This is a genomic window from Arenibacter sp. ARW7G5Y1, assembly GCF_003201775.1.
In the GTDB taxonomy this organism is placed as follows: domain Bacteria; phylum Bacteroidota; class Bacteroidia; order Flavobacteriales; family Flavobacteriaceae; genus Arenibacter.
Genome location: NZ_QJJZ01000028.1, coordinates 15,023 through 40,312 on the forward strand (window position 1 = coordinate 15,023; position 25,290 = coordinate 40,312).

Consider the following 25,290-nt stretch of genomic DNA (forward strand, 5'->3'; position numbering starts at 1 on the left):
TAAGCAGTTTAAGAAAGATGGGGTGGGTTAACGCCTTCTGTTTTTCAAGAGCTGCTCATTGAATTTCTGTTCCAGATATTCATCCGAGACATCCGGTTTCCCCAATAACCAATCATCTATCCTATCCTTTTCAAAGAAGAGTTTGCGAATTTCCCTATTATCGCCCTTGGGGATCAAATTCAGTCTGGAAAGTTTGTAGATGGTGCTTTCGGACATCCCTGTGTATTGCACCAGGTCCTCCAGATTAAGGACCTTTTTATTGAAGGCCATAAGCCCCTTTATTTCCTTTAACAGTTCAATGACCGATTTGTCCGTGTCCGGGTCGGACTTTACATTTGTTTGCTCATTCATGATTTCAGGTTTTAGAAATTAATGATGAGTAAAAGGCCCTTTACAATTTTGAATTCGAAGACCAATATAGCTGGATGACAGGCAAAGACACAACAAAAGGGGACATGCACCCCTACAATTTACAAACACACCCCTGTTTACTTTGGAAAACAGTTATCGATCTTATCGGTGAAGTATTTGGCCGGGTGCTTTCTTAGACCATTGTTGGACAGTTTCCTGGCAGTAACCGGCTTTCCCTCCAGGAACAATTTATTGGATCTCTCAAAAGTTGAATATTCCACACCACATTTTTCCTTGAACTTTTCCAATAGGTACCTTACCTCCGCCCAGCTCATATCCGTGAAATGTATTTCCGAGTCCGTCTCCTCAAATCGCTGGGTAAGCACGGAATGGAAATTATCGATTCCGGTCTTTTCAACATCGATTTTTTCATAGCCCCTAAGGACATAGTAAATATTGTCCAGAACCATCCGGTTAAAATCCAGCCCAATGGTTTTAATGGGTTCTACGGCCACCGTTCCAATATTTTTCCTTTCCTTTTTGGTAAACCGGACCAACAAATAAAATATACCAATACATAATGAGCAAACAAAGATCAGGGACCAATACCAGGGAAGGCCTACATCGAAAATAAAATAAAGGACTGCTCCGATCAGGATCAAAAACAGAACGATCGCCAGTGCTACTTGGGTATCTCTGAAGTAATACCAGGTTTTGACCCGCTCTTTAAATTTATCCAAAGCGTCCAGCCGATCTATTATTTCATCTATTATGTTCAAACCTGAAGAAGTGTATGCCTGAACTAAATTTAATAAATTAAAAATAATATTGTTGTACCTATGTTGTACCCGTAAAAAAGAAAAAGCTTTCCAATTTCTTGAAAAGCTTATCTTTGTTACTGTGGGCCCTACTGGGTTCGAACCAGTGACCCCCTGCTTGTAAGGCAGGTGCTCTGAACCAGCTGAGCTAAGAGCCCTAATTAATCAGTATTTAAAATCGCTTCCTTATTTCTTTGGAAGCTAGCCTGCCTAACGGTAGGCGGGTGCAAATATAGAATAGTTTTTAATTTCCCCAAAGGAAAAAATAGAAAAATTTATACGATTTCTGCAACGACAAAAGTACTGCCCCCAACAAACACAAAATCGGTTTTATCCGCTAACCTCAAAGCCGCATTAACCGATTCATTTACAGAAGAATAAGCATCACCCTTCAAACCAAATTCCAAGGCCTTGGCTTTCAAGACAAGTTCATCCAAACCTCTTGGTATATTAGGTCTACAAAAATAATAATGTGCGTTCTTTGGAAAAAGTGGCAAAATCTGCTCTAAATTCTTGTCTTTTACAAATCCGATGATCATATGAAGATCTTTATATCCCTGTTCCTTTATTTGATCCAGGACAATGGACAGACCCTCTGTATTGTGGGCCGTATCACAAACAACTGTTGGGTTTTCGCCAATATATTGCCATCTACCCAGTAATCCCGTGTTGGCGGAAACATTCAACAGGCCATCCACTATATGCTTCTCCTTAAGGTCAAAACCTTTTAATTCCTTAATGGTAGCTACAACACCCTTAACGTTTTTGCACTGGTAACTCCCCAACAAAGAGGTTTTATAGATTGCAGGTATTTTCTCCCCTGCAAAGATTATCTTAGCGCCTCTTTCGTTGGCTATATTGTTAAAAACCGTTGCAGTCTCTTCCTGAAACTCACTTATTACCACAGGTACCCCAGGCTTAACGATTCCCGCTTTCTCAAAAGCAATTTTAGCAATGGTATCGCCCAACATCTCCACATGATCGTATCCTATATTGGTAATCAATGACACTTCGGGAGTAATTATATTGGTAGAATCCAAACGACCTCCCAATCCGACCTCCACAATAGCGATATCAATTTTTTCCTTTTCAAAATACTGAAAGGCCATCCCTACTGTCATTTCAAAAAACGATAGGTCATGTGCCTCAAAAAAAAGTTTGTTTTTCTTTATAAAATCGACTACATATTTTTTGCTGACCGGTTTTCCATTGATCCTGATCCGCTCCCTAAAATCTTTCAGATGTGGAGAAGTATACAATCCCACCCTATAACCGGCCTCTTGCAAAATAGAGGCCAACATATGACTACAGGAACCTTTGCCATTGGTACCTGCCACATGTATACTTTTAAATTTTCGTTCGGGATGGCCTAAATAATTGGAGAGGGCCTGTATATTATCCAACTTGCCCTTAAATGCAGAAATTCCCTTTTGTTGGTACATGGGCAGTTGGGCGAACATCCATTCCAAAGTTTCCTGGTAGGTCATTTATAGTCGTCTGTTGTAGTTAGAACATGGTGCCGTTGCAATACCTTCTATTAATCTAATTAATAAGTAAATGAAATTGCAAAATTACTTTGGGAAAATTGTTTTAGGGCAAGGTGGGAAGAATTTATTCTCCCAATTTAAAATTCACTACCACAAAACCAACTTGTTGACTAGGGGCATTGGAATCCAAATTCCATCGATGCATAAAGGCTGTTTTCTTTGCGGGTTCCAATAAGCAGGGATGGGTATTGGTAGTCCCCCTTACCCCTGGGGTAGCGCTAACTACTTTACCATTTCGGTCCACAACAATTTTCACTACAACCCTTCCTTCCTCGTTGCATTCCTGTTGTACCTTGCCCTTGTTCACCAAAGATCTCCCGTTGAGTCCATAGCCTCCCGTGCCACTACCAGATCCTGGGCTTCCATAATAACTTGTTGCATAGGGATCCCCGTCCGGCTGGCCTTTATCCCCAGCCTTATTATCATCGCCTTCACCACCAGAAGTGGTTCCTTCGGATTTATTTATTCCTCCGATAAGCTCATCCAACTTGTTCTTTTTTGCTTGTTGCTCCTTCCTGACCTTTTCTTCGGCCTCCTTCTTTTCACGAGCGATGCGTTCCGCTTCGGCTTGAGCCTTTTTTGCCGCCTCGTCAGCTTTGCGCTTTGCCTCTTGCTGTTGTTTTATTTTTATTGATTCCTCACTTTCCTGGGTAAGTAATTTTTCGGCAGGTTTCTCCTTGGCCACTTTTTCCTCGGGCACCTCTTCCACCACTTCTTCCACCTTTTCCTCCTGAACCTTCGGCTCTTTTATGGGAGTGTTAAGAGGTTCCGATTTTATCTTTTCTTTGGGCTGTACCCTTCCGCTACCAAAATCGGTTGTACCAAAGTTTACCGAAATACCATTTTCTATTGGAGGGTCCATATAAGTAAGCCCAATATAAAAAAGCAACAGCAATAGTACACTCAACAGAATTGTGGTAAGTGTAAATGATTTTTTCTCGTGTCTCGTGTTAAGTAATGACATTAATTTGGTCGCACTGCCAAAATAACCTTGTAATTATTCCTATTGGCAATATCCATTACGTTCACCGCCTCTTTGATGGCAACGCTCTCTTCTGCCCTTAGAATAATAGTAGGTTTCTCCTGCCCTTTTAGTGCCTTTTTTAATTCAATTTCTATATATTGTCCGTTAATCTTCTCGTTGTTCACAAAATATTCCAGATTCTTATTAATGCTCACCGATACGTTTTGGGTATTTGTAGACTTGCCCTTGGCCTTTGGCAACAACAAATCCAATGCATTGGGCGAATTTGCAGTTAGCATAAAGAAGATAAGCAATAGGAACACTATGTCCGTCATAGAGGACATGCTAAAATCTGGACTAACTTTATTTCTACCTTTTAGTTTCATTTGTTATGTTCTAAAGAGGTTCGTTCAATAAATCTAAAAATTCCACCGCATTGGCTTCCATTTTATGCACTACCTTATCCGTCCTGTTTACCAAATGGTTATACCCTATATAGGCAATAATACCTACGATAAGTCCGGCTACTGTAGTGGTCATTGCCGTATATATACCAGAGGCCAAAGAACCCATTTCAGCCTGTCCACCACTGGTTGCCATTTGATGGAATGCCAAAATCATGCCAATTACAGTTCCTAAAAACCCGATCATGGGAGCGGCTCCGGCAACGGTGGCCAATACACTCACATTTTTTTCCAACTTATACACCTCAAGGGTACCTGCATTTTCTATTGCCGTATTAATATCGTCCAAGGGCTTCCCTATTCTAGATATTCCTTTTTCCGTTAACCTAGCTACTGGTGAATCTGTCTGCGCGCACAATATTTTGGCCGCATCCAATTTACCATTGGTAACATGGTCCCGTATCTGGTTCATAAAATTACTATCTATTTGTGAAGCTGCCTTAATCGCAAAAATCCGTTCAAAATAAATATATAGTGCCACAAAAAGCATTACAAACAAGACACTTATGATCAAGATACTTCCTGTACCGCCATTTACTATTAAATCTATTACTGAAAGTGTCTTTTCCTCGGACACAACTCCCTCTAATCCTGCCTCTTGAGCCAGGTCTTGTATCAATAACATATATTTTCTTTATTTAAGTTGCCTTAATAACGGTCTTTTATCGATTAAATTATGCGTTCAACACTAAATTTCTAATTAATATAAATCCAATGGCACCTGCAGCAAATCCTAGGAAAGCCAACCATGCAATTTTCTTCAAATACCAGAAGAAATCTATTTTTTCCATTCCCATGGCCACTACCCCTGCCGCAGAACCAATAATCAACATACTACCACCAGTTCCAGCGGAATAGGCAATAAAATGCCAAACAGGATCATCCATTCCTACTGAGAACATTCCAATACTGGCAGCTACCAAAGGCACATTATCAATTACCGCAGAACCGATTCCAAGGAACAGAACCACCAAATCCGATACCAATTCCCCTCCAGACTCGGTACCCAACATGGGCATTACCTCATCCAAAGTTCCCGCAAAATGGAACAACATCCCTAAAGATTCCAAAGCTGCTACGGCCATTAAGATCCCCAAAAAGAAAAGTATACTTGGCAATTCAATTTTGGATAGGGATTTATGCACAGGGCTGTGATGTGATTCTGCTTCACTTTCACCGTCGATATTGGAAATGCTGAATTTGGAACTACTATATACTTCGGCAAATGTAGCAACCAAGGCCAAAGAAAGCATCATACCTACGTAAGGAGGCAAATGGGTAATGGTTTTGAAAAAGGGAACAAATATAATAGCCCCTAACCCCAAATAGAGCATAGTAGCACCGTATCTGGACTTTTTGGGCTCCTCATCATCCATATCGGCATCGATATTTCCGGAAAACGCCTTGTATCTACTTGCAATAAAAGTAGGCACAACCATACATATTATAGAGGGCAACAGGACGTGTTCTATCAATTGGGCCGCAGATACCTTATTGGCTATCCATAGCATAGTAGTGGTAACATCCCCAATTGGAGACCAAGCTCCACCAGCATTGGCGGCTATAATTATCATACCGGCAAACCAAAGTCTGGTCTCCCTATCGTTGATTACCTTCTGCAGAATGGTAATCAAAACAATGGTAGCGGTAAGGTTATCGATAATGGCCGAAAGTATAAAGGCCAAAATGGAGAACAACCACAATAATTTCCTTTTACTCCTTGTTTTTATAAAACCTTTGATGGTTGCAAAGCCATCGAAGTAATCTATTATTTCCACAATGGTCATTGCCCCTAGAAGGAAAACCAATATTTCTGCCGTTTTCCCGAGATGATGCAGCAAAATCTCATCTATATGGGTTGCCTCCAACTCCCGGAGCTCGGCATTCACCTCAAAAACCGGCATATGGGCCAAAGCAATTACCGCCCACAATAGTGCCATCATAGCCAAGGCGGGGATTAATTTGTCTATTTTCAGGTTATGCTCCAAGGTTATTGCCAAATAACCGGCAACGAATAAAATAATAATAATGGTCTCCATGCTATTATTGGTTAAATTTAAATTAATTGTTTCAAAGCAATCTCAAATCCGGTTTTACTGAGATTAACTTTTGATTTATTTTGATCAAATATATTTAAAATTGCGTTCCTAATGGTATTCGAAGTATCATTAAAAATAAGTTCATCATCCATTGCCACCCTTCCTTCCATAAAATACGCAAAGACCCGGGCCATTCCACAGTTGGATATAAAGTCGGGAATTAGACTTACGCGTTCGTCCGTAAATTCCATTATAGGCCCAAAAAATATTTCTTTATCGGCAAAGGGCACATTGGCCCCACAGCTGATCACCCGTAACCCTGCATGTGTCATTTTAGATATCTGCTCCTCCGTCACCAGGCGTGATGCCGCACAGGGCACAAAAATCTCGGCGGGCAAATTCCATATCCTATCGTTCATTTCTGAAAACGGAATAATTTTATCCGCAAAAAGCTCATTTCCTTTTTTGTTAAGAAAGAATGTTCTTATTTCCTCCAAGGTGTATCCCTTCTCATTGATCACCCCTCCGGCCCGGTCGATAATCCCCACCACTTTTGCTCCCATTTTGGCCAAATAAAAGGCCGCTGCGGAACCTACATTGCCAAAACCCTGCACAATGGCCCTTTTACCTATAACAGACCCCCCGTGTATATCATAATAATGTTTTACCGCTTCCGCCACCCCAAAACCGGTTATCATATCCGCTACCGTAAATTTTCTGGCCACCGAAGGTGAATAGTCTTCTCTCTCCAAAACCTTGACAACTCCCAACCTCAATTGACCTATCCTATTGATTTTGTCCGCTTCGGTCGGCTTAAAGTGACCGTTAAAAACACCCTCTTGCGGGTGCCAAACACCAGCGTCTTCCGTAATAGGGATAACCTCATGGATTTCATCCACATTTAAATCGCCCCCGGTACCGTAATAACTTTTCAACAATGGCGCTACCGCGTGATACCACCTTTTGAGCACCCCGGATTTTCTAGGATCGTTGGGGTCAAAATTAATTCCGGATTTTGCACCTCCAATGGGGGGTCCGGAAACTGTAAATTTCACCTCCATTGTTTTTGCCAAAGATAAGACCTCGTTCATATCCAATCCTTCCCTCATTCTGGTGCCACCACCGGCAGCCCCACCGCGAAGGGAATTTATTACCGTCCACCCTTCCGCTTCCGTCTCGGGATCTTTCCAGTTAAAAACAATTTCAGGGGGTTTATTCTCATATATTTTTAATAACTCTTTCATTACACCTTACAATTAATTCATTGATACCATTTGCCACTTAAGGGGATAATCCATCTCCATTGGAGTATTATTCCTGCCTAGCTAATGTTGCCTCATAATTGTTAAGTCCTTTTACAGATAAAAAAGTATACCACCGAACAAATATAAAAATATACATTAGGTTTTAATGTTTTTATTGCCCATTATTATTCCATTCTATACTCGTATATTTGTATTATTCTCATAATATTTTTCTAACAAATGGATTTTACACTTTCGGAAGAACAGTTGATGATACAGCAGGCAGCAAGGGATTTTGCCCAAAACGAATTATTACCCGGGGTCATTGAAAGGGATGACGCCCAGATGTTCCCTGCAGAACAAGTAAAAAAAATGGGGGAACTAGGGTTCATGGGAATGATGGTAGACCCGAAGTATGGAGGAAGTGGCCTGGACACTATTTCATATGCCCTGGTAATGGAAGAACTCTCCAAAGTGGACGCCTCTGCCTCGGTAATCGTATCCGTGAACAATTCTTTGGTATGTTGGGGCCTGGAAGCCTTTGGCACCGAGGAACAAAAAGAAAAATATTTAACCCGTTTGTCTACCGGACAAAGTATTGGCGCATTCTGTCTCTCCGAGCCCGAGGCGGGCAGCGATGCCACATCGCAAAAAACCACGGCCGTGGACCGAGGGGACCACTATATTCTAAATGGCACCAAAAACTGGATAACCAACGGAAATTCAGCCGACATCTATTTGGTAATTGCACAGACCGATGTTTCAAAGGGACATAAGGGAATAAACGCCCTAATTGTAGAAAAGGGAATGCCCGGTTTTGTAATAGGCCCCAAGGAAAATAAATTGGGGATAAGGGGCAGTGATACCCACTCATTAATCTTTAATGATGTAAAGGTGCCCAGAGAAAACAGAATTGGCGACGATGGATTTGGTTTTAAATTCGCTATGAAAACACTTTCGGGCGGCCGAATCGGCATTGCATCCCAAGCCTTGGGCATTGCAGCAGGAGCCTACGAGTTGGCCCTAAAATATTCCAAAGAAAGAAAAGCCTTTGGCACAGAAATAAGCAACCATCAGGCCATAGCCTTTAAATTGGCCGATATGCACGTACAAATAGAGGCGGCACGACATTTGGTTTACAAGGCCGCATGGGACAAGGACAATGGCCATGACTATGACCTATCAAGCGCAATGGCCAAATTATACGCTTCCCAGGTGGCTATGGATACAACCGTGGAAGCAGTGCAAATACATGGAGGAAATGGTTTTGTAAAGGACTATCACGTGGAAAGGATGATGAGGGACGCCAAGATAACCCAGATCTACGAAGGCACCTCCGAAATTCAGAAAATTGTCATTTCCCGTAGTATTTTAAAAAAATAAAATAGATAAATTAGTTTTACCCCATATTTTTTTATGGGGTAATGCTTAAAATATTAAATTTATCAACAACAACCCCCAAACTAGTTGAGGGTGATTAACCAAAATCAACCAATTTTATATTGTTAACCCCCTGTTAAAAGGAAAAAATCAATATATAAACCTTAATATTGAGGAAATCCCAATTTAATGGGCTCAAATATCGGAATATGCATTTTTTTTAACGTTGAATTATAAACGTTGAATTTCTTTCGTGCTAATTAAGATTGCACTGCATTAAATGTAAATATTTTGATATTTTTGAATAAATATGATAATTTATGAAGCTGAGAAAACAAGGATTGTACCTTCCGGAATTTGAACATGACAACTGTGGCGCAGGATTTATTTGTAGTCTGAAAGGAAAAAAGTCGAATGATATTATACATAAGGCTTTGGAAATATTGGAAAGACTGGAGCACAGGGGAGCGGTAAGTTCGGATGGAAAAACTGGAGATGGTGCCGGAATCCTTATAGATATTCCACATGATTTTTTTCAGGACGTATGTAGCTTTGAGCTTCCTGAACCAGGTAGTTATGCAGTAGGCAACGTTTTTCTACCTCAAAAGGAAAACCAACGGGACTATTGTATAGACGTTTTTGAATCCAACATTAAAAAACAAGGATTAAAATTATTGGGATGGAGGGAAGTTCCTGTGAACAAATCCATTCCGGGAAGAATAGCCGCGGAGACCGAACCTTTCGTTAAGCAGGTTTTTGTTGCACGAGAAAATGATGAGCAAGACTTCTTTCATTTTAATTTAAAACTGTTCATAGCCAGAAAGGTTACGGAACATACCGTAAATGCTTCCAAATTATCGGAAAGCAAATTCTTTTATGTTCCGAGTCTTTCCACCAAAATAATAATCTTCAAAGGGCTTTTGATGCCGGAAGATATTAGCTTATACTATAAAGACCTTATGGACCCAAGGGTAGTCACTAGGTTGGCATTGGTGCACCAGCGTTTTTCCACCAATACATTCCCTACTTGGGATTTGGCCCAGCCTTTCCGCTATATGTGCCATAACGGGGAAATAAACACCCTTAGGGGCAATGTCTCAAGAATGCGTTCCCGGGAGGAATTAATGAAAAGTGATTGGTTTGGGGAGGAAATTAAAAATATCATCCCTGTAATACTACCTGGAAAGTCGGATTCTGCCACCATGGACATGGTTGTTGAACTTCTGCTAATGACAGGAAGGTCACTTCCTGAAGTTATGATGATCTTGGTACCCGAAGCATGGGAAAAGAACAATGAAATGTCTGAAGCAAAAAAGGCGTTCTATGAGTACCACTCATGTTTAATGGAACCGTGGGACGGACCTGCATCCATCCCTTTTACCGACGGAAACTACATTGGCGCCGTATTGGACAGAAATGGATTGCGTCCGTCTCGGTATTCAGTAACCAAGGATGGTTATGTTATTATGTCATCGGAGGTAGGGGTTGTAGAGATTGAACCCGAAAACATTGAATTGCACGGAAGATTGGAGCCAGGAAAAATGTTCTTGGTAAATATGGAAGAAGGGCGCATTATCAATGACGAAGAAATAAAAGAAGAAATTGCAGTAAGATACCCGTACAAAAAATGGCTGAACAAGAACTTGGTACATCTTAAGGATATCCCTTACAACGACTGTCCACTTTTCTTAAACGAAGCGTCTGTACAAAAGAGAAAAGCTGTATTTGGATATACCCTGGAAGATATAAACACCATTATTCTCCCCATGGGAAAAACGGCTAAAGAACCGCTCGGATCAATGGGATCGGACACGCCAATCGCTATCTTATCCGATCGTCCCCAATTGATTTACAATTACTTTAAGCAACTGTTCGCACAGGTTACCAACCCTCCTTTGGACGGTATTCGAGAGGAGTTGATTACAGATATTAGTCTAACCCTTGGAAGCGATCATAATATTTTTGAATTTTCAGAGCTACATTGCCGAAAATTAAAAATTAAAAATCCAGTAATATCCAAGGAAGATTTGGATAAAATTAAGAACTATGACGCAAGTCCTGACTATAAGGTAGTTTCCATTGCGATGCTTTATGATATTGAAAAGGGACATAACGGCCTTGAAGATGCTTTGGAATCCATTCTAAATCAGGCCGAACAGGCTATTGATGAAGGTGCCAATATAATTATTCTTTCAGATAGAAACGTTAGTAAGGAAAAAGCCCCTATTCCAGCCTTGTTGGCTTGTTCATTTGTGAACAGCGGACTTCAAAGGTTGGGCAAACGCTCCAAACTAAGTGTAATTATTGAATCTGCAGAGCCTAGGGAAGTACACCATTTTGCCCTGCTTTTTGGATTTGGCGCAAGTGCCATCAACCCTTATTTGGTGAACGAAATTATTGCAGAACAAATTGAAGAGCACGATATCACCGAGTACACTTTTGAAGAAGCCATTAACAACTACAACAAAGCTGTTGGCAAGGGTATCCTTAAGGTAATGAACAAAATCGGAATTTCCACCCTTAATTCATACCGTGGATCGCAATTGTTCGAATGTATTGGAATAAACACTTCCACCGTAGACAAATACTTCCCCAACACCCCCACTAGAATTCAAGGGATAGGGCTTTATGAAATAGAGAAAGAAATTGCAAAGCGTCATCACAGAGCTTACATTGATAAAGATATAGCTGCAAATTTGGATTTGGAAATCGGTGGACAATACCGCTGGAGAAGGGATGGTGAAAAACACCTTTTCAATCCCTTAAGTATTGCAAAACTACAAAAATCGGTTAGAAACAACGAACCGGAATCCTATAAGGAATTTGCCAAAATGGTGAACGAGCAATCCAAGGATTTGATGACCATACGCGGACTTTTTGAATTCTCCAACTATGACCCTATTCCATTGGATGAAGTGGAACCATGGACAGAAATAGTAAAACGCTTTAAAACAGGCGCAATGTCCTATGGGTCCATCAGTAAGGAAGCCCATGAAAATTTGGCCATTGCCATGAACAGGATAGGCGGAAAAAGTAATTCCGGTGAAGGTGGGGAAGATGCCGAACGTTTTTACAAGAACCAAACCGGGGATTGGAAAAACAGTGCCATAAAGCAAGTTGCTTCTGGTAGATTTGGGGTTACTTCCAATTATTTGACCAGCGCAAAAGAAATTCAGATTAAAATGGCACAAGGGGCCAAACCTGGCGAGGGAGGGCAATTACCCGGACCAAAAGTAAATCCGTCCATAGCCAAAACCAGAAATTCCACGCCATATGTGGGTTTGATTTCACCTCCACCCCATCATGACATATACTCAATAGAGGATTTATCCCAATTGATTTTCGATTTAAAATCGGCCAATCGCAAGGCTAGGATCAATGTTAAATTGGTTTCTGAAGTGGGCGTAGGTACGGTAGCAGCAGGGGTTTCCAAGGCAAAGGCCGATGTTATTCTCATATCCGGCCATGATGGTGGCACAGGAGCTTCCCCCTTAACCTCATTAAAGCACGCCGGGCTTCCATGGGAATTGGGAATTGCCGAAGCACAACAAACCCTGGTACTAAACGACCTAAGAAACAGGATTGTCCTGGAATGCGATGGCCAGTTAAAAACCGGAAGGGATGTAGCCATAGCCTGTTTGTTGGGAGCAGAAGAGTTTGGATTTGCCACAGCTCCCTTGGTCGCCTCAGGATGTATCATGATGCGTGTATGTCATTTAAACACCTGCCCTGTAGGTATTGCCACGCAAAATCCTGAACTGCGCAAGAAGTTTGAAGGCAAACCGGAACACGTCGTTAACTATATGTATTTCGTGGCCCAGGAACTTAGGGAAATAATGGCCCAGTTAGGGTTCAGAACTATAGAGCAAATGGTTGGGCAAGTACAAAAACTGGACCGCAAAAAAGCTTTGGAACACTACAAGGCTGCAGGTATAGACCTTACACCAATTTTATATCAAGTTGATGTCCCAAAAGGAACCAAGTTTTACAATACCCAAAAGCAACAACACGATATTGAAAAATCCATTGAGTTTGAAATTTTGGAAAAAGCGCATCCAGCCTTGTTCAGAAAAGAAAAAATCTCTTTGGATTTCCCAATCCACAATACCGATAGAGCCGTTGGCGCCATTACCAGCAATGAAATTTCAAAGATCTATGGAGTAGACGGTCTGCCCGAAAACACATTGAGACTTAATTTCACCGGTTCTGCAGGACAAAGTTTTGGCGCCTTTGCAACCAAAGGCCTCACCATGATCGTCAATGGAAACACCAACGATTATTTAGGAAAAGGTCTTTCCGGAGCCAAGTTAATTATAAAAGTACCTTATAAATCCACTTTAAAACCAGAGGAAAACGTAATAACCGGAAACGTTACGCTCTACGGTGCAACTTCGGGCGAGGCTTATATAAACGGAAAAGCGGGAGAACGATTCTGCGTTAGAAATTCAGGAGCACAGGCTGTCGTAGAAGGTATTGGCGACCATGGTTGCGAGTATATGACCGGTGGTACAGCGGTTATACTTGGTGAAGTAGGAAGAAACTTCGGAGCTGGAATGAGTGGGGGTATTGCCTATATCTTTGATGAAAAGAACACCTTTACAAGAAATTGCAATACGGAGTCTTTAAACCTTTTAAAGGTCGAGGACGATAATGATATAGCTGAATTGAAAGGCCTTATAGAAAACCACTACAATGCCACTCTTAGCCCAATTGCACAAAGGATCCTGGAAAATTGGGAAGATTGCCTACCAAAATTTATCAGGGTGTTCCCTGAAGAATACAAGCAGGCTTTGATCCGTTTAGAAAAAGAAAAATTAGAAACGATATAATCGAAATATGGGAAAGATAACAGGATTTTTGGAATTCGATAGAAAAGTAGAAGAATACGCTCCTGTAGAGGATAGGGTTAAAAACTACAAGGAATTTACGCTCCCAATGAAAGAAACGGAGCTTAAGGACCAAGGGGCCAGATGTATGGACTGTGGTATTCCTTTTTGTCACAGTGGGTGTCCGTTAGGAAATCTAATACCAGATTTCAACGACGCTGTCTACCTTGGAAAATGGGAAAAAGCTGCGGAAATATTGCACTCTACCAACAACTTTCCGGAATTTACAGGTAGGCTATGTCCGGCGCCCTGCGAGGAAGCCTGTGTATTGGGCATTAACGAAGACCCGGTAACCATAGAAAACATTGAAAAAAACATTGTTGAAACAGCTTTCAAAAAAGGTTGGGTAGTAGCTGAACCCCCTGCGGAAAGAACAGGAAAGACAGTTGCCGTTATTGGATCTGGGCCCGCCGGACTTGCTGCGGCCCAACAGTTGAACAGAGCAGGACACTTGGTTACCCTTTTTGAAAGGGATGAAAAAGTTGGAGGTCTTTTACGATATGGTATTCCTGATTTTAAGATGGAAAAAAATATCATTGACAGAAGGGTTAAGATTTTAGAGGAAGAAGGTATTATAATTAAGACCGGTGTTCATGTGGGCGTTGATGTTTTGGCCACAGAACTAAAGGATCAGTTTGATGCCATTGTGCTTTCCGGTGGTGCTACCGTGAGAAGAGGACTGCCTATAGAAGGAGCAGACCTTAAAGGGGTAGTACAGGCCATGGATTTCTTAAAACAGAACAATAAACGCGTAGACGGCATTAAAGATCTGGGCGAAGAAATAAAAGCTACTGGCAAAAACGTAGTGGTTATAGGTGGAGGGGATACGGGTTCGGATTGTATTGGGACCTCTATCAGACACGGAGCCACTTCGGTATCCAACTTTGAAATATTGGGGAAACCTCCCGTAGGACGCCCGGAAGATCAACCATGGCCATTTTGGCCCATGCGTTTGCGAACCAGTTCTTCGCATAAAGAAGGTGTAGAACGATTTTTTAGCATTTCCACCAAAAAATTCATTGGCGATAAAAATGGCAACTTAAAAGGTCTCATCACCTCTCAGGTGGAATGGATTAAACAACCAGGACAGCGACCTATACTAAAGGAAGTTCCTGGAACTGAAAAGGAATGGAAATGCGAATTGGCACTATTGGCCATGGGCTTTACTGGTTCCGAAATGACTGTTGCCGAACAATTGGGACTCGAGGCCGATGCACGTACCAACATCAAAGCTAGTGAAACGGATTATAAGACCAATGTTCCCGGAGTATTTGTAGCGGGTGACCAAAGAAGAGGACAATCCTTAATAGTTTGGGCCATTTCCGAAGGTAGACAGGCGGCTTACCATGTGGATACCTATCTCATGGGAACATCCTATTTACCTTTAAAAGGAGAAGGCGACCTACCAAGGGTTTAATATATTTTCTGAAGACCAGAATAGATAAAAAAAATCCAACCCGTTACATGGGTTGGATTTTTTTTATTTCACCATCGGCGAGCCTAGCCTCAGTTACATATACTTATACGATCAAGCATCTTAACTAACCTAAATAACATTATTTTATTGATGTCCTTAAGGTTACGGCAACTTCGCAAAGTTTAAACTATTAGAACTAAGCAGCCTTAAAATCCCACAATAGGAATTAGATTACATTTTCCATGTACCGCTCTCCGCAGTAATTTCCACATCCCAATCTTGCGGTGGATTATTTTTGTATTTAGGGTCACTATCCTCTAATGGAAAAGAATTAACCACCTCCAATAGACTGTTATAACTATTTTTCCTCTCGGCAGTATTAAGACTGTCCATTAAGTTATGGCGCTCAAAGGGATCATTGACCAAATCAAAGAACTGTTCCGGTTTACCGTTGGAATCTATATATAATTTGAATTGTTGATCCCGTAGAACCCTATCCCTAAATTTAAATTGATTTTCTACACCATTTTCGGTTAGCCGAGCAAAGTTTCCACCTCCCATACCTAATATCCATTTGCGTTGCGAGGCCTCGTCGCCCTCCAGTAAAACCTTCGCAAAAGACTTACCATCTATAATGTGCGAGGCATTAATATCTGTCCACTTATCCTTTGAGTCAACCCCTGCCAGGTCCATAAAGGTTGGAAGAACATCCGTAAAATCGACAAGGGCATTCGATTCCTGACCCGCTTTAATATGCCCTGGCCAACTAACCACAAATGGTTCGCAAATTCCCGCCTCAAGGGTAGTGGACTTACCTCCCTTTACCTGTTCACCTTTGTAAGTCCCAGTTATGGACTGAGCTGTACCATTATCCGTAGTAAAGACAACCACAGTGTTTTCCAACAAGCCATTTAGTTTTAAAGCATCTACCAATTGCCCAACAATCTTATCGGTATAGCGCACCATAGCCTTGTGCTTGCCCAAATTATCATTTGCAGATTCGTCCGGGGTATTCACCAAGGGAGTATGGGTCAATACCATGGGATAATAGACAAACATGGGACCTTCCTTATTTTCCGTCAGAAAGTCTATGATAAAATCACGAAAAATGTCCGGACCAAATGCTCCGGGATAAGACTTGCTGCCCTCTTTGGTAAAAACATAAGGGTCCCAATATCGTTCGGCACTGGCTTCAACACCTGCCTCGTAGCCAGTCCACATACAGTATTCATCAAATCCTGCTTTCTCCAACGCCTCCGGTTCTACCCGAAAATCATCAATCTGCCATTTACCAGCTATACAGGTTTTGTAACCAGCCCTTCTTATTTCATTTACCAAGGTGGGGTTCTCCGTTTCATCAAAATGGGCACCCCCACCCCAGCGGGGAACGTCCCAATGGTTGACCCAACCATGCCTAAATGGATATTGGCCAGTAAGTAAAGTGACCCTAGTAGGTGTACATTGGGGCATGGAATACACATTGTTGAACTTAATACCAGACTTGGCAAGCGCATCTATATTGGGAGTCTCTATATCCTCCGCACCGTAACTGCTGATCCATTCCTTCCCCAGATCATCGACCAAAACAAACAATATGTTAGGTGGTTGCTGTTCCGCTGACGACTTGGTTTTAGCTACATCGCCACAACCAAATAAACCCACAAGGGCAATGGCAAAAAGTATTCTTTGCATCAACATGAGGTTACTCCCTTTAATTATACATTTTGTTATAGAGATCATTAAGATCCAACTTATCTTCCATTGTTTTTTGCAGCTCCAATAGGTCGGCAAAAAGGGTTTTTACCTTCTCCTTATATTCTGGACTTTCGGACAGATCTTTCATTTCATTCGGATCATTCTCCATGTCGAACAAAAGTACCTTATCTATTTTCGGATAGATTAAAAGTTTAAATCCGTCTTTCCGTATCATACGCTGTACATCTATATAGGCACCGTAAATTCCATTATAATGACTCTCGGTTCTTTCCCCATTTACGATATCCATAAAGCTATTGAACTCAACATATTCAGGCTTCTCAACACCTGCCAATTCCAGGGAAGTTGCCATAATGTCCTGCAGATAAACATCCTGGTCCAAAGTTTTGCCCTTAGGAATGCCAGGACCTACTACCATCATCGGAATACGTATACTATGGTCGAACATACTCTGTTTCCCTATCAAGCCATGATGCCCTACCGACAGACCATGGTCGGCACCGAAAAAGATATAGGTATTATCCATTTTTCCAGAAGCCTCTAAAGAATCCAAAATAATACCTATCTGCTCATCCATATGGCTCAACAGCGCGTAATATTCCTGCCGGTGCACCTTCACCGCATATTCAGTTCTTGGAAATGGGGCCAAGGCTTCATCCCTAAGACCTGGTTGATTGCCCATAGCATCCTTATATGGATATTCCGGTAAAAAGTTTTCAGGTACCTTGATGTTTTCCAAGGGATACATATCCAAAAAGCGTTGGGGCGCTTGCCTTGGATCATGGGTAGCGTTAAAGGCTAGATACATAAAGAAAGGGTCGTCTTTTTGCTTGGCGGTTTCTATAAAGGACAGGGCATCATCACGGACCACTTCGCTCCAATGTTTACCACCTTCCCAAAAGCCACCTTGTAAAGTATCCGTGGGAGACCACTCGGTATCATCCGGACCTGTTGGCCGTCCATAGCCCAGCGGCATATAGTCGTTCCAGTCCTTCATGTTCCCAGATTCCTCTTTCCACTTCTTTATTGATGCTCCCAATTTATTGGCATGATCTTTTGGCATGCCAGGACGAATATGTCTGGCATCGTTAAAAATAGTTCCAGCAGGGGCTTGAACATGCCATTTCCCTGTCATGTAGGTATTATAACCCTGTTTTTGAAGCAATCGGCTCCAAGTCTCGTTCAATGCCGTGGAGTCTCCCCTGTGCCATAACTCACTCTTATCCCTAGCATTCCATATATAGGAACCGGAAATGATCATGGCTCGTGATGCCACGCAAATGGCACCGTTCCAGCCGCCCATATTGTATGCGTGGGTAAAGGAAGTACCCTTATTGACCAAGCGATCCAAATTGGGAGTATGTACTTCGTTAAAACCCAAGGCCCTGATACTTTCAAAGGTCTGGTCATCGGCAAACAGAAAAACGATATTGGGCTTCTCTCCAGCCTCGGAGACCTTTTCAGATCCGGATGGCTTACAGGATCCAAGTAGAAAAATACTAAGTAAGGGTAGGCAAAAAAGTAATCTCATATTGGTTATTTTTGGTATGTAAAATTAAATCTCAATTATTCTTTAATAGAGCAGTCGCCAAAATTATCAATAATCCTTGCCCGAAGCACTCGTCTCCTGAGAATCCTTCCATTGGTTCCAGTAAGCAACCATTTCGTTCAACTTTTGGGGCTGCTCATTTGCCAGATTATTATTTTCGCCCATATCCGTACGGATATTATAAAGGGCAAAATGCTGTCCGCTATCATCACTATAAATCTTGTACTCGTTGTCTATCAGAGCTGCTTGGTCCTGAAAATCAAAGGCCAAAGGTTCTGTCCTTCGCTTTACTTCGCCGTTTACAATGGGCAAAATATCCACCCCATCATAAGGCCTTTTGTTTTTCGCAAGGTCCACGCCCAAGATATTAGCAATTGTAGGAAAGTAATCAGAAGTAAAGCAAGGGATGTCCACTCTTGTTCCTGGCCGTATATTCCCTTCCCATTCCATGATACCGGGGACCCGGATTCCACCCTCACGCAGGCTTCGTTTTCTACCTGTGAGTCCGTTGGTAAGACCTTGGGTCCTGCCTTTGACCGATTTTCCCTCAGGGCCATTGTCGCTGGTATAGAAAAGAACCGTATTTTCGGCAATACCCAATTCCCGCAACTTATCGCGTAATCGCCCTACCTGCTTGTCCAATGCGGATATTACACCATAATAATGTTGCTGGTCTTCGGAAAGGTCCGCATAAGGCTTTCGGTCATCATCCCCAGCCAAAACCGGCAAATGGGGCGTATGAAACCAAATTATACTTAAAAATGGTTTGTCATTTTTTACGGCATTTTCTATAAATGGGATAGCCCTATCCATGATTACCCTAGAATCGTCTCCTTCCAAATTTTCTTGGGCAAATTGGCCCGGTCCGGTCCAATAGGAGGTATTAAAAGGTTCCCCTTCCTTTAAATTCCCATTTACATCGCCTGATGATCGTGGAGGAGTGATCATGGGGTCCCAGGTGGGCACCTTGGATTCCGTTACAAAACTCACATCAAAACCATGTTCCCAAGGTGGCGCATAGTCCCCATCAAATTTTTCCCTTCCTCCCCTATTGGCCTCAACTATATCACGTGTCAGGGTTCCCAAATGCCATTTGCCGAAATGGCCCGTGGTATAGCCCAAATCTTTGACCAATTCTCCCATGGTAATTTCCTCAGGTTTTATATGACCACAATTGGCATGGCAAATTCCATAGCGAAGGGGGTGTCTTCCCGTCATTACGCTTCCACGTGTTGGGGAACAGACGGCAGACGCCGCATAGAAACGTTCAAAAACTGCACCATTGGCCGCCATGGCATCCAAATTGGGAGTTTTTAGATGAGGGTGTCCGTTATACGCAATATCACCCCATCCTTGATCATCGGCCATTAGTAGTATGATGTTGGGACTTTCCTTTTCCGATAGAATGGTTTCGGTCTTTTTTGGGCCGTCTGCACAATTAGTCAATGCACCTGCAATTAAAAGGCCTCCAAAAACATTTAAAATACTATTCAACTTCTTCAAAAAATTATATTTATAATTTCTCAATATAGACATAATAGGCAGGGTGCACCCTATTATCCTTATCTATTAATTGTGCTTCCATATCATATCTCCCTGCCGAAACTTTGGCGGTAAAGGATACTTCCTTCTGCCCTTTTTCCACTTTAGCAGATTTCTCTATGTCTGCAACATACAAATATGCATGATCAAAATCCGATTTTATGCTGGCGGGCATCGTCCTATCCAACTCCACTATTTTTTCCTGTGCTGGGAAAGTGGCGTTAATTGCCAATCCGCTTTCCCTTGGAAATCTGCAAAGGCTAATTTTGTACTCCCCATCTTCCACGAATTCTACTTTCCATCTTCCGGTGGCCTGGACTGCATTTGCTGCCCCGTATTGATGCCACATGCCATTAAACTTACCAGTCAACATATCATGAGCGGAAATACGACTTGGATTTTCTTGCGGTGATCCTACTTTTATATAGGCATATCTTTCGTTAACTCCCTCATCCATAAACGACTGCCACCATCTTTCATAACCTTCGGCCAATTTTTCAACTACTTCGGGGTGTTGATCTATTACATTTTTAGTTTGACTACGATCCGTGTTCATGTTATAAAGTTCCGTTCCGTTGACAAACCTCCAATTGTCATCCATAACAGAATATTTTCTGTATTTTACCAAGTTTTGAAGTCTTTGGGTATCTATATACAGAGTTCTATTGGGCCAATTTTCATCGTTGTCATATAACAAAGGCTTAAGACTAATACCATCCAAAGGTTTCACAGGATTAAAGTCGAGTCCCAATAGATCCACAAAAGTAGGTAACAAATCATAGGCAGCAGCCAATTTGTCTATGTCCTTACCACCGGTAAGTTGACCATTGGGCCAGCGAATAAATAGGGGCACTCTATGGCCACCTTCATATTCACTTCCCTTACTACCTCTTAAACCGGCATCGAAAACTTGATTCCCACCAGCAGTACCATTGTCTGTCATAAAGATTAGAATGGTATTGTCCGCTATCTTCAACTCGTCCAACTTCTTTTGCAGCAACTTAAAATTGTCATCTATATTGGTTATCATCCCATAAAAGCGTTGAAATTGCTCCTTAAGGCCATCAACGTCCTTATACATATCCAAATATTCCTTTGGAAGATTCAATGGTCCATGAGGCGCGTTAGTGGCGATATAACAAAAAAATGGGTCGTTTTTGTTTTCCTCTATAAAGTCCATCGCTTCGGAAAAGAAGACATCGGTACAGTAACCCTTATATTTTTGAGTTTGCCCATTGTGCCAATAGGTATCGTCAAAATAATCGTTCCCCCAATAATCAGGGCCTTGAGTAATTCCACCACCACCGTGTCTAACAACTTCATGAAATCCCCGATCTTCAGGACGATACGGATAGTTATCCCCTAAATGCCATTTTCCAAACATTCCATTGGTATATCCATTTTGGGCCAATACCTGCGGCAAAATTACTTCATCCTCAAACAGTAGGGAACGTCCGGTTATAGTATGGAATACATTAATTCTATTGGTATGTCTACCGGTCATTATAGCCCCACGGGTAGGGGCACAGGTTGTGGATACGTGAAAATTGGTAAACCGCACGGACTCTTTATAAAATTCATCAATGCTGGGCGTTTTAACATATGGGTTTCCATAGCAGCCCAAATCGCCCATACCCTGATCATCCGTAATTACAATGATGACGTTGGGCTTTTGTGTTACCTTGTTTTGAGCGTTGGAAATTATCGGCAGGACACATACGGTCAAAACTAAAACCCTAAAATAACCTAAATAAGGAATGTTGTCTTTAATCATAATCAAACCTAATTTAATTTTGAACAATTTAGTTATCATTTCGTTTATTTTTCATAGAAATATTATCCTTTTGAAACACATCTTATAATTGAACAGGATAAGTATCCAGCGTTGGGAAAACCACTTTGACGACCACTTACACCAATGTAAGTTCTAAGGCCAGCATACTTTAGTGAACCGTCTTATAGTAATGGATACAAACAAAAACAAAAAATATGGATTGTGTATGTATTAAATTGACCAATATGTGAGACATTTTTCCAGAAACAACATTCACAAGTACCCCCTAAGTAAAAAACCAGTATTTCTTTAATAAAGAGTTATGATCTTATGCCAAAAATCAAGGAAATATTCATCATCATAATTAAAATAAAGAAGAAAGCACCTTATGATCCCTCACCAGGAACAATGCCAGAATTATAATATTTCCCCTATAGGGCATTAAACCTCAGGATGAGGATTACCGCTACCCCTTCCTGTTCACAATATGGAAAACTCAATATTAGTCTTGCGTTACCTTGCTGCCCCACCAGTCATCGTTGGGTCTAAAATCTTTGGCGAGGAATTTTAGTCTTTGGGCCTCCAAAGCTGGCCAACTTTCATTTACAATTCGATCGTGTCGCTTTTGGGCCAGATCTGCATTGTATTCCGTATCCTTTGATGGCATATTGGCCCCTACCTCCTTGAGCCAACCATGAAGCTTTTTACTTAAACCTTTAGCTATTTCGGGATATTGTGCTATAACATTGGACTGTTCGCCTACATCCGTAGTCAGGTTATAAAGTTCTTCGCTCCCATCTTCCCAGTAATGGATAAGCTTCCAGTTTTCTTCCCGAATTATTGATGATGGATTTCCCCCTTGATTGCCATAATGGGGATAATGCCAAAATAAAGGTCGTACAACATCCATTTTTTTACCTTCCAGAATAGGTTTGAGACTTATACCATCAATATGTTGTTCGGTTAAAGCATCAATATTGGCCAAATCCAAGATAGTGGGATAGAAATCAGTGCCTATAACAGGGAAATCGCTTTTAGAACCTCCATTTTTTAGCCATGGAACTTTTATAAAATAAGGTTCCCGAATACCACCTTCCCATTGATATCCCTTACCTCCCCTTAAAGGAAGATTGCTAGTGGAAAAAGAATCACCTGAGGCCACTCCGCCATTATCGGATGTAAAGATCACAATAGTTTTATCCTCAAGTCCGGAATCTTTCAAGGCCTGAAGCACTACTCCCACTGCATCATCCATACTCTCTACAAGTCCGGCATAAATTGGGTTATCCTGCTCCTGTCTAATAGGTAGGACCCTCTCCATCTTATAACCATTTTCTCCTATGCCCAATGATTCCGCTTTGTCCCTATATTTGTTCCATTTTTCCTGGGTAGTCTGTATGGGCCCGTGTACCGCATAAAACGAAAGAAAAGCGAAAAAAGTGGAGTCCTTGTGCTGTTTGATAAAATCTGCTGTTTCAACACCCAAGCGCATACTAAGGTTTTCCCCTTCCACTTTATTGGGTAATACTGGATTGTCCCAAGGAGAAAAATAGCCTCCCATAGGACTTCCTTTGTCCCATCCGCCTTTGTTGATTTCAAACCCATGATCCTCTGGATAAGATCCTTCAGAACCTAAATGCCATTTACCCGCAAAAAAAGTTTTATAACCCTCTTTCCTCATAGCCTCTGCGATGGTAACATCATTGGCCGGAAGGCTGTGAACGTATTCGGCAGGAAGTAATTTATCGTGTCGATTATGGGATCGCCATGCCGTACCGGATGCAGCTCCGATCCAGTCCGTAATTCCGTGTCTTGCCGTAAATTTACCGGTCATAATACTAGCCCTTGAAGGACTACATACACGACTGGCGGCATAACCTTGGGTAAACATCATACCCTCTTTGGCCAATTTATCAATGTTTGGCGTTTCGTAATATCTACTACCGGTTGCACCAAGGTCTACCATGCCCAGATCATCGACCAGTATAAAAACAACATTGGGTCTTTGTTTTAAGCTTTCAGGTAGCTGTTCGCAGCCAACCATTAATAACCACAATAAAAGACAGTAAGCAATATTGAAATAGAATTTGGATAAGCGCATTCCTATTATTATAGTTTCTGTATTAAGGCAAAGGTTTTACCATTATGTCCTTATAATAAACAATACTTTTAGGATCATGACCCTGCAGCGCAAAGGTACCACCCTTTAGTACCCTATGCTGGCGATCCCCTGCGTCACGTTTAGGATTTTCGGGTTCGGTATAATCCACAACCACTATATCATTTATTTTAATAATGATCCTTTTGCCCTCTACTTTAATATATTCCGTATACCATTCATCATCACCAACATAGGTTTCAATAACATTTACTATATCATATAGACTACCGGTGCGTTTCCAATCCCCTTGGGAATTATTTACCTGTACCTCGTAACCATATACTGGCCAACTGGCCTCTTGATAGCGCGTATGTATATAAATACCGGAATTTGACCCAGGTTTGGTCATCACGGTGGCTTTGAATTCAAAATTATTAAAATCGTGGTTTTCTACATCTCCTACATAAAACAAATGTGCCTTAGGCCCTTCTACCTTAATTGCTCCGTTCTCAATGGAAAAGGTATGTGCATTTTCTCCGACTTTCCAACCATCCAAATTTTTACCATTGAACAAGGAAATCCAACCATCCTTCTTTTTGTCTCCCCCTGTTTGTCCTGTAATTGTATTTAAAATTCCCAGACAGAATACTAGGCTCATTAGATATGCAAAGCTATTTTTCATTGTGTAGATTCTTTAGAAAAGACAAGATATTAAAAAATGGGTTACTCAAAAGATATTGTTGAAACTAATTTTGGAAAGGTGGAAAATATTGCTTGTTGGAAAAGGATATTTAATGAAACAATGTAGCAATGATTCAATGTAACAATTGACTGATTTGAAAATTTGTTGATAGGCCGATTTGAAAGTAGAACAATGTAGCAATGATTCAATGTAACAATTGGCTGATCTGAAAAATGGATGGCACTCTGCAAAGTCGTTGTGCAAAGTCGCTGTGCAAAGTTGCTGTGCAAAGTCTCCCGACTTTGGACTTTCCCACTAGATTTAAAAATTTGCTGATGGACCGGTTTGAAAGTGGAACAGTGTAGTAATGAAACAATGTACCAATGATTCAATGTAACAATTGTGTGATTTGAAAATTTGCTGATGGGCCGATTTGAAAGTGGAACAATGTAGTCATGAAACAATGTACCAATGATTCAATGTAACAATTTGCTGATTTGAAAATTTGCTGATGGACCGGTTTGAAAGTGGAACAGTGTAGTAATGAAACAATGCACCAATGATTCAATGTAACAATTGGCTGATTTGAATAATTGATGGCACTCTGCAAAGTTGCCGTGCAAAGTCGTTGTGCAAAGTCTCCCGACCTTGGACTTTCCGTTTGGCGTACGGATACTGGAATCAATCACGCCAGCGGCGTGCCCACAACAGATCCTGTCCAAAAAAAAAAGCACCTGCCATATACATGGCAAGTGCTTTCAAAAAAAGGCGGCGGCCTATTCAATGACAGCCCGTTACTGCAAGCGTAGCGAAGCA

The 25,290-nt window shown here is 41.5% G+C and carries 17 protein-coding genes and 1 tRNA gene; 3 read left to right on the top strand and 15 right to left on the bottom strand.

The features are described from left to right. Positions 1–27 precede the first annotated feature (27 nt). The 9 genes from C7972_RS22820 to C7972_RS22860 all read right to left on the bottom strand — a co-directional run bounded on the left by C7972_RS22820 (position 28) and on the right by C7972_RS22860 (position 7,427). Positions 28–351, bottom strand: coding sequence for an AlpA family transcriptional regulator (locus tag C7972_RS22820; RefSeq protein ID WP_103440858.1), 324 nt, complete (start codon positions 349–351; stop codon positions 28–30). A gap of 137 nt (positions 352–488) precedes the next feature. Beyond that, positions 489–1,130, bottom strand: coding sequence for a hypothetical protein (locus tag C7972_RS22825; RefSeq protein ID WP_110358484.1), 642 nt, complete (start codon positions 1,128–1,130; stop codon positions 489–491). 122 nt (positions 1,131–1,252) lie between these two features. Beyond that, positions 1,253–1,327: transfer RNA gene (locus tag C7972_RS22830), tRNA-Val, on the bottom strand. A gap of 117 nt (positions 1,328–1,444) precedes the next feature. After that, positions 1,445–2,656 (bottom strand): folylpolyglutamate synthase/dihydrofolate synthase family protein, encoded by a 1,212-nt coding sequence (locus C7972_RS22835; protein ID WP_110358485.1) that lies wholly within the window; start codon positions 2,654–2,656, stop codon positions 1,445–1,447. Positions 2,657–2,780: 124 nt separating this feature from the next. Then, positions 2,781–3,680 (bottom strand): energy transducer TonB, encoded by a 900-nt coding sequence (locus C7972_RS22840; protein ID WP_110358486.1) that lies wholly within the window; start codon positions 3,678–3,680, stop codon positions 2,781–2,783. Further along, positions 3,680–4,066, bottom strand: coding sequence for a biopolymer transporter ExbD (locus C7972_RS22845; protein ID WP_031445231.1), 387 nt, complete (start codon positions 4,064–4,066; stop codon positions 3,680–3,682). The genes C7972_RS22840 and C7972_RS22845 overlap by 1 nt, the downstream gene beginning before the upstream one ends. A gap of 10 nt (positions 4,067–4,076) precedes the next feature. Continuing rightward, a complete protein-coding gene (locus C7972_RS22850; RefSeq protein ID WP_110358487.1) occupies positions 4,077–4,769 on the bottom strand; it encodes a MotA/TolQ/ExbB proton channel family protein in 693 nt (230 codons plus the stop codon). A 49-nt stretch (positions 4,770–4,818) separates the two neighbouring features. Then, on the bottom strand, positions 4,819–6,183 hold the full coding sequence (gene nhaD / locus C7972_RS22855; protein WP_110358488.1) for a sodium:proton antiporter NhaD: 1,365 nt from the start codon (positions 6,181–6,183) through the stop codon (positions 4,819–4,821). A 17-nt stretch (positions 6,184–6,200) separates the two neighbouring features. After that, on the bottom strand, positions 6,201–7,427 hold the full coding sequence (locus C7972_RS22860) for a Glu/Leu/Phe/Val dehydrogenase dimerization domain-containing protein (protein WP_110358489.1): 1,227 nt from the start codon (positions 7,425–7,427) through the stop codon (positions 6,201–6,203). Positions 7,428–7,667: 240 nt separating this feature from the next. Here C7972_RS22860 and C7972_RS22865 point away from each other — a divergent pair, with 240 nt between their 5' ends. The 3 genes from C7972_RS22865 (at position 7,668) to C7972_RS22875 (ending at position 15,110) form a co-directional block, all read left to right on the top strand. Then, positions 7,668–8,810 carry an acyl-CoA dehydrogenase gene (locus tag C7972_RS22865; protein WP_110358490.1) on the top strand — a complete coding sequence of 381 codons (1,143 nt, stop codon included), beginning with the start codon at positions 7,668–7,670 and terminating at the stop codon, positions 8,808–8,810. Between the two features lie 317 nt (positions 8,811–9,127). Then, positions 9,128–13,636: a glutamate synthase large subunit gene (gene gltB, locus C7972_RS22870; RefSeq protein WP_110358491.1), complete on the top strand. Its 4,509-nt coding sequence runs from the start codon at positions 9,128–9,130 to the stop codon at positions 13,634–13,636. Positions 13,637–13,643: 7 nt separating this feature from the next. Continuing rightward, a complete protein-coding gene (locus C7972_RS22875; RefSeq protein WP_110358492.1) occupies positions 13,644–15,110 on the top strand; it encodes a glutamate synthase subunit beta in 1,467 nt (488 codons plus the stop codon). Between the two features lie 231 nt (positions 15,111–15,341). Here the strand turns inward: C7972_RS22875 and C7972_RS22880 are convergent, their stop codons facing one another. The 6 genes from C7972_RS22880 to C7972_RS22905 all read right to left on the bottom strand — a co-directional run bounded on the left by C7972_RS22880 (position 15,342) and on the right by C7972_RS22905 (position 24,474). Beyond that, a complete protein-coding gene (locus C7972_RS22880) occupies positions 15,342–16,802 on the bottom strand; it encodes a sulfatase-like hydrolase/transferase (protein ID WP_110358498.1) in 1,461 nt (486 codons plus the stop codon). A gap of 19 nt (positions 16,803–16,821) precedes the next feature. Then, positions 16,822–18,357 carry a sulfatase-like hydrolase/transferase gene (locus C7972_RS22885; RefSeq protein ID WP_110358493.1) on the bottom strand — a complete coding sequence of 512 codons (1,536 nt, stop codon included), beginning with the start codon at positions 18,355–18,357 and terminating at the stop codon, positions 16,822–16,824. Positions 18,358–18,423: 66 nt separating this feature from the next. Continuing rightward, positions 18,424–19,878 (bottom strand): sulfatase, encoded by a 1,455-nt coding sequence (locus C7972_RS22890; protein ID WP_220020946.1) that lies wholly within the window; start codon positions 19,876–19,878, stop codon positions 18,424–18,426. A gap of 10 nt (positions 19,879–19,888) precedes the next feature. Beyond that, the gene (locus C7972_RS22895) at positions 19,889–21,691 is read right to left on the bottom strand and encodes an arylsulfatase (protein ID WP_110358499.1); all 1,803 of its coding nucleotides are present in this window, start codon (positions 21,689–21,691) and stop codon (positions 19,889–19,891) included. A gap of 502 nt (positions 21,692–22,193) precedes the next feature. Then, positions 22,194–23,792, bottom strand: coding sequence for a sulfatase (locus tag C7972_RS22900; protein WP_110358495.1), 1,599 nt, complete (start codon positions 23,790–23,792; stop codon positions 22,194–22,196). Between the two features lie 22 nt (positions 23,793–23,814). Beyond that, complete coding sequence (locus tag C7972_RS22905; protein WP_110358496.1) at positions 23,815–24,474, bottom strand: DUF1080 domain-containing protein; 660 nt, start codon at positions 24,472–24,474, stop codon at positions 23,815–23,817. Positions 24,475–25,290: the final 816 nt, after the last annotated feature.

Excerpts from the sequence above, each read along its gene's own strand:
- C7972_RS22820 (WP_103440858.1), bottom strand. The coding sequence starts at position 351 with ATGAATGAGCAAACAAATGTAAAGTCCGACCCGGACACGGACAAATCG.
- C7972_RS22860 (WP_110358489.1), bottom strand. The coding sequence starts at position 7,427 with ATGAAAGAGTTATTAAAAATATATGAGAATAAACCCCCTGAAATTGTT.
- C7972_RS22850 (WP_110358487.1), bottom strand. The coding sequence starts at position 4,769 with ATGTTATTGATACAAGACCTGGCTCAAGAGGCAGGATTAGAGGGAGTT.
- C7972_RS22905 (WP_110358496.1), bottom strand. The coding sequence starts at position 24,474 with ATGAAAAATAGCTTTGCATATCTAATGAGCCTAGTATTCTGTCTGGGA.
- C7972_RS22835 (WP_110358485.1), bottom strand. The coding sequence starts at position 2,656 with ATGACCTACCAGGAAACTTTGGAATGGATGTTCGCCCAACTGCCCATG.
- C7972_RS22840 (WP_110358486.1), bottom strand. The coding sequence starts at position 3,680 with ATGTCATTACTTAACACGAGACACGAGAAAAAATCATTTACACTTACC.
- C7972_RS22875 (WP_110358492.1), top strand. The coding sequence starts at position 13,644 with ATGGGAAAGATAACAGGATTTTTGGAATTCGATAGAAAAGTAGAAGAA.
- C7972_RS22900 (WP_110358495.1), bottom strand. The coding sequence starts at position 23,792 with ATGCGCTTATCCAAATTCTATTTCAATATTGCTTACTGTCTTTTATTG.
- C7972_RS22885 (WP_110358493.1), bottom strand. The coding sequence starts at position 18,357 with ATGAGATTACTTTTTTGCCTACCCTTACTTAGTATTTTTCTACTTGGA.
- nhaD (WP_110358488.1), bottom strand. The coding sequence starts at position 6,183 with ATGGAGACCATTATTATTATTTTATTCGTTGCCGGTTATTTGGCAATA.
- C7972_RS22865 (WP_110358490.1), top strand. The coding sequence starts at position 7,668 with ATGGATTTTACACTTTCGGAAGAACAGTTGATGATACAGCAGGCAGCA.
- gltB (WP_110358491.1), top strand. The coding sequence starts at position 9,128 with ATGAAGCTGAGAAAACAAGGATTGTACCTTCCGGAATTTGAACATGAC.
- C7972_RS22895 (WP_110358499.1), bottom strand. The coding sequence starts at position 21,691 with ATGATTAAAGACAACATTCCTTATTTAGGTTATTTTAGGGTTTTAGTT.
- C7972_RS22880 (WP_110358498.1), bottom strand. The coding sequence starts at position 16,802 with ATGCAAAGAATACTTTTTGCCATTGCCCTTGTGGGTTTATTTGGTTGT.
- C7972_RS22845 (WP_031445231.1), bottom strand. The coding sequence starts at position 4,066 with ATGAAACTAAAAGGTAGAAATAAAGTTAGTCCAGATTTTAGCATGTCC.